Annotated in this window: 12 protein-coding genes; 5 read left to right on the forward strand and 7 right to left on the reverse strand. The window is 36.3% G+C overall.

Annotation, left to right across the window (positions count from 1 at the left end; genetic code table 11):
• Nucleotides 1-42 precede the first annotated feature (42 nt).
• From M0D58_RS11290 to M0D58_RS11320, 7 genes are all read right to left on the reverse strand, one after another.
• A complete protein-coding gene (locus M0D58_RS11290) occupies nt 43-450 on the reverse strand; it encodes a hypothetical protein (protein ID WP_248389301.1) in 408 nt (135 codons plus the stop codon).
• 34 nt (nt 451-484) lie between these two features.
• Nucleotides 485-823, reverse strand: coding sequence for a hypothetical protein (locus M0D58_RS11295; protein ID WP_248389303.1), 339 nt, complete (start codon nt 821-823; stop codon nt 485-487).
• A gap of 111 nt (nt 824-934) precedes the next feature.
• Nucleotides 935-1,930 (reverse strand): endonuclease/exonuclease/phosphatase family protein, encoded by a 996-nt coding sequence (locus M0D58_RS11300; RefSeq protein WP_248389305.1) that lies wholly within the window; start codon nt 1,928-1,930, stop codon nt 935-937.
• A 6-nt stretch (nt 1,931-1,936) separates the two neighbouring features.
• Complete coding sequence (locus tag M0D58_RS11305; RefSeq protein ID WP_248389306.1) at nt 1,937-2,665, reverse strand: rhomboid family intramembrane serine protease; 729 nt, start codon at nt 2,663-2,665, stop codon at nt 1,937-1,939.
• A 3-nt stretch (nt 2,666-2,668) separates the two neighbouring features.
• Nucleotides 2,669-4,456: a DNA mismatch repair endonuclease MutL gene (gene mutL, locus M0D58_RS11310; protein ID WP_248389307.1), complete on the reverse strand. Its 1,788-nt coding sequence runs from the start codon at nt 4,454-4,456 to the stop codon at nt 2,669-2,671.
• 260 nt (nt 4,457-4,716) lie between these two features.
• Nucleotides 4,717-5,556 carry a YoaK family protein gene (locus M0D58_RS11315; RefSeq protein WP_248389308.1) on the reverse strand — a complete coding sequence of 280 codons (840 nt, stop codon included), beginning with the start codon at nt 5,554-5,556 and terminating at the stop codon, nt 4,717-4,719.
• A 23-nt stretch (nt 5,557-5,579) separates the two neighbouring features.
• Complete coding sequence (locus M0D58_RS11320) at nt 5,580-6,074, reverse strand: hypothetical protein (protein WP_248389309.1); 495 nt, start codon at nt 6,072-6,074, stop codon at nt 5,580-5,582.
• Nucleotides 6,075-6,278: 204 nt separating this feature from the next.
• Between M0D58_RS11320 and M0D58_RS11325 the strand changes: the two genes are divergently transcribed.
• The 5 genes from M0D58_RS11325 (at nt 6,279) to M0D58_RS11345 (ending at nt 12,733) form a co-directional block, all read left to right on the forward strand.
• A complete protein-coding gene (locus M0D58_RS11325) occupies nt 6,279-7,187 on the forward strand; it encodes a GLPGLI family protein (RefSeq protein ID WP_248389311.1) in 909 nt (302 codons plus the stop codon).
• A 177-nt stretch (nt 7,188-7,364) separates the two neighbouring features.
• A complete protein-coding gene (locus tag M0D58_RS11330) occupies nt 7,365-7,571 on the forward strand; it encodes a FeoA family protein (protein WP_248389313.1) in 207 nt (68 codons plus the stop codon).
• On the forward strand, nt 7,571-9,604 hold the full coding sequence (feoB, locus tag M0D58_RS11335) for a ferrous iron transport protein B (protein WP_248389315.1): 2,034 nt from the start codon (nt 7,571-7,573) through the stop codon (nt 9,602-9,604). The genes M0D58_RS11330 and feoB overlap by 1 nt, the downstream gene beginning before the upstream one ends.
• A 234-nt stretch (nt 9,605-9,838) precedes the next feature.
• A complete protein-coding gene (glmM, locus tag M0D58_RS11340) occupies nt 9,839-11,221 on the forward strand; it encodes a phosphoglucosamine mutase (protein ID WP_248389317.1) in 1,383 nt (460 codons plus the stop codon).
• 123 nt (nt 11,222-11,344) lie between these two features.
• Nucleotides 11,345-12,733, forward strand: coding sequence for a tetratricopeptide repeat protein (locus M0D58_RS11345; protein WP_248389319.1), 1,389 nt, complete (start codon nt 11,345-11,347; stop codon nt 12,731-12,733).
• The last annotated feature ends 5 nt before the right edge of the window (nt 12,734-12,738 follow it).

The following is a 12,738-nucleotide window of genomic DNA, read 5'->3' on the forward strand; positions in this document are numbered from 1 at the left end:
TAGACTGCGGGTTTTATTATCTAAATGTATAACAGTTGTTATTTACCTGCTTAAATCTTCCTTAATCTTTTTTGCACCGTCTTCTACTTTTCCGGCACCTTTTGCTGCAGCATCTTTTACATCCTTACCTACTTTATCAGTTTCGGTTTTGATATCCTGTCCTGCTTTCTGAAGGTTCGCTTTGGCTTTATCCGCTGTAGCATCAATTTTATTTTTGGCATCTTCTGCAGCATTGTCTATCTTTTCTCCTGCAGCATTGATTCTGGATTCCGTTTTTTCCTTTACTCCATTAATCTTTGCTGTATCAACGCCCAATCCGCTTTCAGAAACAGTGGTGGTTGTAGTAACACTTCCGTCCGGATTTTCTACCGTTTCGGTTTTTGAGGTTGATTTGGTGCATGATATCATCAATGCTGCAATCATTAATCCTGATAAAAAGTTTTTTTTCATATGTATTGATAAATTTTTAGTTGAAATTCAAATGTTATTCCTTTTTTACATCGCTTTCGGCCGTTTCTGAGGCTTTTTGTTTTTTCTCTTCTTCTGCTTTTTTCTTATTTTCTTTTTCCAGTTCTTCTTTAATTTTTTTCTCCTGTTCCTGAAGTTTAAGAGCTTCTTTCAAAGAGTCCTGGTATTTTCTGGAAGACATTCTGATCTGTTCTGCAACATCAACCGATATGGCTCCGGTTGAAAAAGAATCAACAGCAACTGTATCATAGTCCGCCTTCGGGCTGTCTGCAGGATAAAGATCCTGAGGTTCTTTTTTTGAGCATGAAACGGCTGAAATTAATAAAAAGAAAAGTATACAAAACAAATTTTTCATAAGAACTAATTTAACAGAATTTCTGCAATTAAAAGCACAGCTTGCAGGACAATTTATCATAAGTTTCAGTTCAACTGACAATGATTTAATAATTAAATAACTTATTATGTTTTATTTTTCGGATTTAAATGTTGCAATAACAGGAAAATGGTCGGAAAGCTTTACGGAACGGTCTACTTTATAACTCAGCGGTTTTACCGATAGCGAAGAGAAAATATAGTCAATTCTTATCGGGAATTTGTAATCGTGGAAACTTGTAGCGCTTCCCCTTCCTGCTTCTACAAAGGCATCTTGTAAGCCTTCAAGTAAATGATAATATTCGTAAGAATTGGGAACCGAGTTGAAATCTCCTGCTAAAATTACAGGATAGGGAGATTCATCAATGCTTTTTCTGACTGCGCTGATCTGTTCCTGATGCATTTTGAAGGTAGGAATAAGTCTTTTCACTACATCTTTTAGTTTCTGTTCATCTTCTTCGCTATTGCCATTAAGCTTTACCATACTTTTTTGAAATTTAAATGGCTGCAAGTACACATTGATAAAACGGTATATTTTTCCTTTTATTTCAATGTCGGTTTGGGACGCATACGCATTATTATATTCATAATCACTTTCAATAAGCTGCTTCTGCTCTATAAATCTGTGTTTTGAAAAAACAGTAATGATGTGACCTTGTGAACCTTCTTTCATTCCATTAAATTGATATTTTTTATTAATACCATATTCCTGAAGCAGAACAATATCCGATTTCTGACTGTTAATATAGGACTCTATATTTCCTTTTCCGTAGAAACCGCCTTTGGCATTCAATGAAATAATTTTCAGGTCCGGAATCTCATTTTTCTGAGGCATGTAATTGATCCACCGGATTACCGGTTTGAAAAACAGCAGTCCGAAAAGTAAAAAAACGAATGCTCTCTTTTTCCAGCTTATAATCCAAAAAAGAGTGAGCAAAAGATATACGATCATGAATACAGGAAAACCTAAAGAAAGCAGATTGAACCACGGAAATGTTTTTGGTGGTACGTATGCATTCAGAAGTGTTCCGACAAGCAGGAAAGATATTCCTACATGTACGATGAAAAATATAAGACGAATGATTTTCACGAATTTTTAATTGAATCGATATAGATGTTTTCTCCAGATTTTTGCAAGAATCCATCCTACTAATGCTCCGCCAACGTGGGCGAAATGAGCTATTCCTCCTACATTACCTGAAATTCCGAGCCATACGGAGCCTATAACAATAATTGGCAGTAAATATTTAACTTTCATAGGAATCGGAATAAACATGATCCCGATTTTTGCATCAGGGTAAAGTGTTGCAAACGCTGCCACAACCCCGAAAATCGCTCCGGAAGCTCCTACCATTGGTGATGTTAATGCAATATAAAGATTATAAGCATCTTCATTATTTGTATAAGGTATGGGATTAAAATTAAATTTACTGAGGTCTGCTTTCATAAAAATCTCCGAAACATTGATATTGGCATCTGTAAGGGCAGAAGTAAGTTGCTGAACCTCATAAAAGTTCCATAAATTAAAAAGGAAAAAAGCACCTAAACCACTCAAAAAGTATAAAATCAAATATTTTTTCTCTCCTAAAACTTGTTCCAGCACAGGTCCGAAACTCCATAATGTAAGCATGTTGAAAATAATATGAGCATATCCTCCATGCATAAACATATGCGTAATAATCTGCCATGATCTGAAATTGGGTGAAAAAGGATAAAATGCAGATAGGGAAACGTAAAATTGAGGGAATATAAAACCAACCAAAATAAATACAATTACATTGATGATGATGATATTTCTCGTGATAGGAGGGATACTATTAAACATACTTTAAAATTTATTTTTAAAATCATTGAACGGAACTTCAAAAAAGCATCTTTTTCCATTGGGTAAAAATTCCGGGAAACCTAATGCTGTAAAATCTCTGATCAGCTGTTCCGCATCTTTTTTGTAGATATAATCAAATCTTGACTTCGACTGCATTTTGTTCCACTGATTCTGGTAAAACTGCAGGAATTCTTCTTCTGTCTTATATTCCAGAATGTCAAAAAGATTCTCCAGGAATTTCATGACCTGGGTTTCTTTCAAACCTTCCGGTACAGCATCAATCCTTAGAACACTTTCATGGGCGATGCTCATTTCAAATCCTAATTCAGGAAGAAATTTTTTGATTGATTTATATTTGTTCTTTTCAATCTCATTCATGTGATACTCGAGAGAAAAGAGCAGGGAGTGGCTGTTCGTAGTTCCTTTTTTTACAGGTTTTGTGTTTTCGGAAACCACAAGCCTGTGCATTCTTCCAAGATCCAGCATCAGGGTTTTATCTCCTTTATTGAAGAGCCAGTAGCCATTTGGGAGTCGCATCAGATCTTCATCAAAATCTTCATCTTCAAAAAGGTTTATTTTTGAAGGTTCGGCTGAAATATTCTGGTGGTACATCTCGGCAAGATTCTGAATTTCTGCCTGTTTTACTCCTCTTTCTTCCAGAAACGGATTATAATCTTTGTCTACAATAATTTCAGGCATTTTGATAAATCCGCTTCCGCCTCCGTTGCTTTTGCTTGGAAATGTTTTCTGCATGATTTCATCCAGGTGCGGATCTTTTTCGAAATCAAGGCTTGGTGCAACATTGTAAATTCCCAATGATCTTTTAATGGTAGAGCGCAACAATGCAAAGATCAGATGCTCATCTTCAAATTTTACTTCCGTTTTCTGAGGATGTATATTGACATCAATCTTTTCAGGATCTAATTCTAAAAAAAGAAAAAACGTAGGAATATATCCCGGCAGCAGCAATCCTTCAAAAGCTTCCTGCACCGCTTTATTGAAATACGGACTTTTAAAATATCTTCCGTTTACAAAAAGAAACTGTTCTCCTCTCGTTTTCTTGGCTCCATCAGGTTTAGCTACAAACCCGTGAAGTTTACACCAGATGATATCTTCTTTAATAGGAATAAGCTGGGGCTGCAGTTTTCTTCCGAAAATATCCACAATACGCTGCATCTGGCTTCCTTTTCTTAATCTGAAAACCGCTTCATCGTCATGAAAAAGGGAAAACTCAAGATTTTCATGCGCCAGGGCAACACGTTGAAATTCATCAATAACATGTCTGAATTCGATATTATTATTTTTAAGAAACTTTCTTCTGGCCGGAACGTTATAGAAAAGATTTTTTACTAAAAAATTGGAGCCGTCTGCCGTCTGAACAGGATCCTGAAACTGAAACACTCCGCCTTCTATATAGATATTGGTTCCTATGGTTGTATCTTTCTGCTTGGTTCTCAGTTCTACCTGGGAGACTGCTGCAATAGAAGCAAGTGCTTCGCCACGGAATCCTTTTGTGGCAATTTTAAAAATATCTTCCGTTCCTCTGATTTTGGAAGTGGCGTGTCTCTCAAAAGCCATCCTTGCATCCGTCTCAGACATTCCTTTTCCGTCATCTACCACCTGAATCAGATTTTTTCCGGCATCTCTTACAATCAGTTCAATCTTCGTGGCTTCGGCATCAATTGCATTTTCCAAAAGTTCTTTTACAATGGATGCAGGTCTCTGCACCACCTCTCCTGCCGCAATTTGGTTGGCTACATGATCCGGTAAAAGCTGAATAATATCTGACATAAAAAAAGTAAATCAACTTACAAAAATAGGCATTCAGAATAAGAATTAAAACAATAACCCCCTGAATTAAAAATTAATTATCAACATATCAACATTCCTGCGACGTTTTTATTTCAGCTAAAACGATCTTCCGTAAGCATTTTCTAAAAAACACAATCCCCCAATTGTATTACACAATTAGAGGATTGATTCACAGCTAGTTTACACAAAATTAATACTGATATGTATTGTCTTTAAATAAGAAATCTTTATAAGAACATTTATTCTTCGAAAATAAGTTTTCTCTTTTTCTCTCCTTTTTGTTTGATTCCCGAACCTCCATGGATCTTATCATACAGAAAAGCTAAAAAGTTAGGTTTTCTATATATTTTGCTGTATCTATATTGCGTGTTATAATGTCTCAGATGAATTTTATAGGCATCATATCCAATTACAACCAGCAAGCAAAGACTGATCACATAAAAAACTCTGAACTCAAGATAATAATAGGTAAGTCCGGAAAATACCGCTCCCAAAACATACGCAAGCATAATACTCATTAACAATTTGGCTCTTGCTACCAACTCTCCGTTTTTCCTGAATTTTTTCTGGGTAAACATAGAAAACAGAATTCCAAGGTCGGTGGTAGTACCGGTAAGGTGGGTTGTTTTCACGGAGAAGTTGGAAATACTTGCCGTTAAACCATTCTGTAGTCCTGTAGCAAAAAGCATTAATGCGACCAGATATTCTGTTTCCTCAAGGGTTTTACGATAATAAAACTGTCCATAGATTCCTACAAAAAGGAGGCATGCTATTTCAAGCACCAACGGCATGGCATGCGCGAAATATTTACTCTTCCTGTTGAAGTTGATGACCATAAAATTGGATACAAACCCTCCGAAGAAGAAAAGAAAAATCCAGCCTCCCACTACGGCAACCTGCGACCAGTTGGCTTTACTGATTTCTGCTGCGAGGATAGCATAATGCCCTGTTACGTTTGACGTAAACGAGAGAAATATCAACAGGGAAGCAATATTTATAGTACCCGCCGTAAAGGCAGTCAGCGTTCCCAGTCTTATGTTGTCTCCCAACGTCCTGCTGTTACTATAATTCCTTAACATTTTTAAAATTTTATAAGTCTGATTTAAACTTCCACAAAGATTTCTGCCAGTCTTCCTTTTTCAGGCATGTGTTTTTTAACTTCTAATGAAATTTCGTAGCTTTTAAGGTCTTTGCATTTTTTGATATAAGGAATTACATCAAATTTTCCGTTTCCTTTACTTTTAATAGACGAAGCGTAATAAGCCTCCTCGATATTTTCAGCTTTTACATAATTGTTAAAGGTTCTCTGGAAGCTTCCCGTGAAAATATCACACACAATTTTATTAATGAGGTGAGGATATTTATTTTTGATAATGGTATACGCTTCACAGAATTCCTGTGGCCTTAATTTATTGAAAATCGTACTTTTTGTATTAAAAAGAAGATCTCTGATAGAATCTCCCGTATCGTATCCTGAAACCAAAAGAATAGTATACTGATTTTGGTCTTCAGCAGCATCTTTCTCCCGCATCACTTTCTTAAGGATGTTCAAAGATTCAAGAGAATAATCTGTAGCTATTAAAATCGTTCTGATCATATTTTTAAGATTTAGGTCGTGTTTATCTTTTTTGATGTTACAAAACTAAAATGACCAGATTAGAAGTTCTTTGGAATGGAATTAAAATGTCATTAAAGAGATTAAAATCAGATTAGAATATGCATTTTTAAAAAAAGAAATACAAAAAAGTGTAACAAAAAGAGGAGGTTGCCAACTAATACCATATAAAACATCAGAAAAACAATGAAAAAGCTATTTTCAATATTTTTTATCGCGCTTTTTGCTTTTGTAAGTGCTCAGGACAAAGATTCTAAAGAAACGGCGAACCGTTTTTTTTATGAGCTTACCTTTAAACCGAAGAAAGATTCTGCAAAACTGGATAAAGTACTTACTGTACTTGATATTGCTAAAGACCGTTCTGTTTACAGAGATTATACCGTAATAGGACAGGATTCTATTATCAAAGTTCAAGTGGAGGCCATGCAAAAGTCAGGAGTATTCAAAGACCTGTCAAAAACGATCAGGATGCCAAAATTTTCAGAGAAGATTGTAAAATATTACCCGGATATGAAAGTGCAGTATGTTGAAAGAATAGCAAGCGGGTTTTCACCAATGGCTATTGCATACAACGAAACCATCAAGTTTGACTGGAAAATTTCTAATGAAAAAGAGAAAATAGGACCCTATAATGCTCAAAAAGCAACAGTAGATTTCGGAGGAAGAAAGTGGACAGCATGGTTCAGTACGGAACTTCCTTTTCAGGATGGACCTTTTAAATTTTCAGGATTACCGGGGCTCATTGTAAAGATCGAAGACGAAGGTAAAAATTATTCTTGGATCCTGCAGGGAAATAAAAAAGTTCAGAATTGGGAAGAACTTTCTTATTCAGAAAAAATTTCCAATATGTCTCTGAAAGTAACAGATATGCCGAGAGAGAAATTTGAAAAGACATTCAGTGATTTCAAGAAAGATCCTTTTGCTACTGCAAGACCAATGATGACTCAGGAAATTATGTCTAAAACAATACCGGGAATGGACGGAACGATTGGAGATATGATGAAAAAACAGGAGAAAATGTACAAAGATTTCTTCAATTCCAACGATAACCCAATAGAACTTACTTATTCCTCAGCAGATAAAAAGAAAAAATAAGCATTCATATTTAACTAATTATATTGAATCAACCCAAGTGCATTTTTGCATTTGGGTTGATTTCTTTCATATCAATTTGTTATTTAGATTAAATTTAAATAGCGTATATTTGCATACAAAATTTTGGCTTTGAAAGAGATGGGTTTACATAAATTAAGTGGATTTCCCAAAAACAGAATGGGAAAGATTTTAGGGTATGATAACGACAGCCTTAAAATGCCTAACAAAATTATCGAAATGGGGCTTCTTCCGGAAACCTCGTTCAGGATTCTGTATCAGGCCCCTTTCAAAGGACCGATGTATGTAGAATTCGGGGAAGAAAAAAGCCGGATTGCGCTTCGTGAAGAAGAGGGCAGATATATTATTGTTGAAGAATTGAATTGATGCAGGGAAATCATACAAAACAAATACTGTTAGTCGGAAATCCTAATGTAGGGAAATCCACGGTTTTCAATGCGCTTTGCAACAAAAAGCAGAAAACAGGGAACTATGCAGGTGTTACGGTAGCCAGCCATTCCGGATTTTATACCTATAAAAATGAAGTGGTGGAAGTGGTGGATCTGCCGGGATCCTACAGTATTTATCCAAGCTCGGAAGATGAAGCGATCTTTTCGAAGTTTGTGATGGAAAATCAAAAAGATTATGCGGGGGTAATCTATATTCTTGAGGCATTAAGCCTAAAAAGAGGACTGCTTCTGTTTCAGCAGATCCAAGACCTCGGAATTCCGATGATTCTGGTGGTAAACCAGATCGATCAGGCCGAAAGAAGAGGAATTTCTATTGATATTGACGCATTTTCAGAATCGATAGGTATTACAATTATTCGTACCAATGCAAAAGAACAGATTGGTATTGAAGAACTGAAAGAAGCTGTTTTCCAGAATAATTTTCTGAAAACTTCTGCTCAATCATTTGAAATACCGTCAGAACATAGAGATTTTATCCATAAAGTTGCTTCATACAAAGGTATAGATAACGAATATAAAACCTGGCTTACATTATCACTCGGGACGGATTTGGGAAAAATTAATTCTGTTGTTGAGCAAATAAATGAGCCCGATTCGAAAAGTCTTGTTCCTAAAAGATTACAGGTACAGGAAACGGTCAGACGTTATCAGAATATTGACAGTATTTTATCAAACGTTATTTCTAAAAAACCTCAGTTTAAAGAATTATTAACCGAGAAATTAGATAAGGTACTGGTTCATAAATTCTGGGGATATGTTGTTTTCATGATGATTCTGCTGGTCATTTTCCAAAGCGTATTTTTCCTTGCGGAATATCCGATGAACTGGATCGATGAATTCTTTGCATGGCTTTCCGCTTTTACGGGAGAGCACCTTCCGGAAGGACCTTTAAATTCACTTATTTCTAATGGAATTGTTCCTGGAATCGGGGGGATTGTCATCTTCGCACCGCAGATCGGAATTTTGTTATACTTTCTTTACCTTCTTGAAGATTCAGGATATATGGCAAGAGTGGTCTTCCTTATGGACAGGCTTCTTCGTCCTTTCGGACTGAACGGGAAAAGTATTGTTCCGCTGGTTTCCGGGACAGCCTGTGCAATTCCTGCGGTAATTTCAACAAGAAATATAGAAAACCTTAAAGAAAGGTTATTAACAATTCTGGTAACGCCTTTCATGACTTGTTCTGCAAGACTTCCTGTTTACAGCATCATTATCGGACTTATCATCTCGGACGGAACGTTTTTAGGAATAAAATATAAAGCGCTGGTATTGATGGGAATGTACCTTCTGGGTTTTGTGGTTGCTTTGTTTTCAGCCGCCGTTCTTAACAGGTTTATTAAAAATAAAGGTAAAACATATCTGGTAATGGATTTGCCAACGTACAAGAAGCCGCTTTTCGGATATGATTTTAAAATGGTTCTGGGGAAAGTGTGGGACTTTATTACAGGAGCTGGGAAAATTATTTTCATCGTAAGCATTATCATTTGGTTTTTAAGCTATTTCGGACCCAAACAAAAACCGGATCAATTTGTGGCGACCAACGTTGAGCTTGATCATTCTTACTTAGCCAAAATGGGTAAAGGTATAGAGCCGGTAATTGCACCTCTCGGATACGACTGGAAAATGGGTGTCGGAATCCTGACAAGTTTTGTCGCAAGGGAAGTTTTTGTAGGAACAATGTCTACACTATACAGCCTTGAAGATGATGCGCCGGAAGTAAAAGTAATTGATAAAATGAGAAGAGATGTAAAACCGAACGGCGAAAAAGTGTTTAGCTTTGCAACAGGGGTTTCAGTACTTCTCTTTTACGCATTTGCAATGCAGTGTATTTCTACACTCGCAGTAGTCTACAGAGAAACCAAAAGCTGGAAATGGACAGCTTTACAGGTGATCATGATGACAGGATTGGCATATTTTGTGTCCATGTTTGCATATCAAATCTTAAAATAATGGATTCTTCCTTGCTTTTACAATATATTGTTGTTCTTCTTGTGGTAGCATTTGCCTGCTACTCTTTGTTCAGAATACTTAGAAAGAATTTTGCGCCGAAAAAGTTCAGCTCCAAGCGAACAAACTGTGATAAGGATTGCGGTTGTTCATAACTTTCTGATGGGGTGTGACAAATAATATTTAATTTTGCTTATAATTAAATTATTTAAAAATTAAAACTATAAAACACCCATAATGTCACTAATAAAAAGTATTTCAGGAATCCGTGGAACGATCGGAGGAAAAATAAATGATAACCTTACACCGCTTGATGTGGTGAAATTTGCTTCCGCATTCGGAACCTGGCTTCAGAATAACAACAATAAAAAAGACCTTACCCTCGTTATTGGTAGAGATGCAAGGATTTCCGGGCAGATGGTGTCCTCTCTCGTTACCGCTACATTACAAGGGTTGGGAATTAACGTAATCGATCTGGGGCTTTCCACTACGCCAACCGTGGAAATTATGGTCCCTGAACTGAAAGCCGACGGAGGAATTATTCTAACGGCTTCTCATAACCCAAAACAATGGAATGCCCTGAAATTACTCAATAATAAAGGTGAATTCATCAGCGGAGAAAACGGAGCCGAAGTTTTAGCCCTTGCAGAAAGTGAAGATTTCAACTATGCGGAAGTTGATGATCTTGGAAAATATGAAACAAGAGATGATGCTTTTGATATTCATATTCAGCAAATTTTAGATCTTCCGATGGTTGATGTAGAAGCTATTAAAGCTAAAAAGTTCAAGGTAGTATTGGATGCTGTAAATTCAACTGGAGGAATTGCCATTCCAATGCTGTTGGATAAACTTGGTTGCGAAACAGTAAAATTATACTGTGAACCAACCGGCCATTTCCCGCACAATCCGGAACCATTGAAAGAGCATTTAGGAGACATCTGTGAACTGGTAAAAAAAGAAGGAGCAGATTTCGGAATTGTAGTAGATCCTGATGTGGACAGATTAGCTTTAATCGACGAAAAAGGTGAAATGTTCGGGGAAGAATACACGTTGGTTGCCGTTGCAGATTATCTGCTGAAAAACAAAAACGGTGTAGCTATTTCAAACCTTTCATCAAGCCGTGCATTAAGAGATGTTGCAAAAAGTCACAACTCAGACTATTTTGCAAGTGCAGTTGGAGAAGTGAATGTAGTTACATTAATGAAGGAGAAAAATGCTGTTATCGGCGGTGAAGGAAACGGAGGAATTATCTATCCGGATCTTCATTACGGTAGAGATTCTCTAGTAGGAGTTGCTTTGTTTTTAACACATATTGCCAAAGAAAACAAAACGGTTTCTGAACTAAGAGCAGGGTACCCGAGCTATTTCATGGGTAAAAAGAAAATAGAGCTTACCCCGGAAATAAATGTAGATGATATTTTAACCAAAATGGAAAAAGAATATCAAAATGAAGAGGTCTCCACCATCGATGGAGTAAAAATAGATTTTGAAAATAACTGGGTTCACCTGAGAAAATCAAATACGGAACCTATTATCAGAATCTATACCGAGGCTAAATCGCAGGAAGAAGCCGACCGGTTAGGTGATGAAATGATAGCTAAAATCAATAGCTTGATTTAATAAAAGTTAACAACCTTTTCATCATTTTAATCGTATTTATTATTAAATTTAAAACTAAGATTTTCAGAAGCGAGTATTAGTATATCTCATATCTCTGGTCTTAAATCTTAAAACTGTTTTATATTGGAAGAATATTTTGGAAATGAACTTGTAAAAAAGTTCGAGGAAATGATGGAAAATAATGATGAATTCTACTTTGATACAGAAGAGCTGGAAGACATTATTGTTTATTACCTGGAGCTGGGAGACTTTAATTATGCAGATACTGCAGTAAATTATGGACTCAAGCTTCACCCAAATTCCTTAGACATCAAGATCAAAAAGCTTGAAATTCTTTTGGAATGGGAAGATTATAATACGGCTAAAGAGCTGATCGATGAGCTGAAAGGTTCTTCTATGGAAAACACAGACTTTTTGGTCTGCTATGCAAAGTATTATTCGAATTTAGGAAACCCAAGAAAATCCATTGATATCTGTAAAAAAGCATTAGAACTGAAAGAAGAAGAAAACTTCCTTCACAATTTTATTGCTGATGAATATGTAAATCTTGGAGATCCTTTTAACGCTCTTAAACATTACAGAAAAGCACTTAAAGAAGATCCTACAGACGATTATGCACTGGAAAACTGTATGGTCTGCTTTTCCGATCTGAATAAGAGTGATGAGGCAATTGCATTCCTGAATGAATATCTTGATGAATATGCCTATTCGGAAATTGCCTGGTTTGAATATGGACAATTTTACTTTAACAGGAAAAATTACGACGAAGCCATTAAAGGATACGATTATTTACTGGCCATCAACTCAAGCTCGGTAGGAGTGTATGCCAACAAGGCAGCCTGTTATGAAGCTTTAGGAGATTATAAAAAAGCGATATCCGTTTACGAAGAAATGCTTGAACTGGAGTACACAAAAGCATTTACCTTTTATAAAATCGGACTTTGTTATAAAGCCTTAAAACAACCGATTGTGGCTTTAAACGCTTTCCAGAAGTCATTACGGGAAGATCCTCAATTTTATCTTGCGATGATGGAACAATCCTATATCTACGAAGAAATGGGCGGGATGAGCGAAGCCTTACATTTTGCAAGAGAGGCGACGCACCTGAATGAAAACAATCTTGATTATCAAAAAAGACTGGCATTTTTATTTATTGATGCAGGAAAATTTGAGGAAAGTCTTACCTGCCTGAAAAAGCTGGTAGATACAGAGCCGTCAAGGTTTTATAATTGGTACGCTTATTCTGAAGTGCTGATGCTGTTGGGCGAATATGAAGAAGCTATCTTGGTTTTAAATAATGCCGTAAAAACACATCACAGAGCAGAATTATATTACCAGCTTAGCAATTGTTATTTCAACCTGAAAGATCAGGAAAAGGGCAAAGAAGTACTGCTTCAGGCTTTGGATCTTGATCCGTCTCTGGTTTCGGATATGCAGAAAAAATATCCTTTCATTAAAGATGAGGTGAAAAAAGCAAAAGCCAGAGTGAAAAAGAAAAATTCCGAAGGTTAATTAAA

This window comes from Chryseobacterium nepalense (assembly GCF_023195755.1).
Classification (GTDB): domain Bacteria; phylum Bacteroidota; class Bacteroidia; order Flavobacteriales; family Weeksellaceae; genus Chryseobacterium; species Chryseobacterium nepalense.

Excerpts from the sequence above, each read along its gene's own strand:
- feoB (WP_248389315.1), top strand. The coding sequence starts at position 7,571 with ATGCAGGGAAATCATACAAAACAAATACTGTTAGTCGGAAATCCTAAT.
- mutL (WP_248389307.1), bottom strand. The coding sequence starts at position 4,456 with ATGTCAGATATTATTCAGCTTTTACCGGATCATGTAGCCAACCAAATT.
- M0D58_RS11320 (WP_248389309.1), bottom strand. The coding sequence starts at position 6,074 with ATGATCAGAACGATTTTAATAGCTACAGATTATTCTCTTGAATCTTTG.
- glmM (WP_248389317.1), top strand. The coding sequence starts at position 9,839 with ATGTCACTAATAAAAAGTATTTCAGGAATCCGTGGAACGATCGGAGGA.
- M0D58_RS11295 (WP_248389303.1), bottom strand. The coding sequence starts at position 823 with ATGAAAAATTTGTTTTGTATACTTTTCTTTTTATTAATTTCAGCCGTT.
- M0D58_RS11290 (WP_248389301.1), bottom strand. The coding sequence starts at position 450 with ATGAAAAAAAACTTTTTATCAGGATTAATGATTGCAGCATTGATGATA.
- M0D58_RS11305 (WP_248389306.1), bottom strand. The coding sequence starts at position 2,665 with ATGTTTAATAGTATCCCTCCTATCACGAGAAATATCATCATCATCAAT.
- M0D58_RS11330 (WP_248389313.1), top strand. The coding sequence starts at position 7,365 with ATGGGAAAGATTTTAGGGTATGATAACGACAGCCTTAAAATGCCTAAC.
- M0D58_RS11315 (WP_248389308.1), bottom strand. The coding sequence starts at position 5,556 with ATGTTAAGGAATTATAGTAACAGCAGGACGTTGGGAGACAACATAAGA.
- M0D58_RS11325 (WP_248389311.1), top strand. The coding sequence starts at position 6,279 with ATGAAAAAGCTATTTTCAATATTTTTTATCGCGCTTTTTGCTTTTGTA.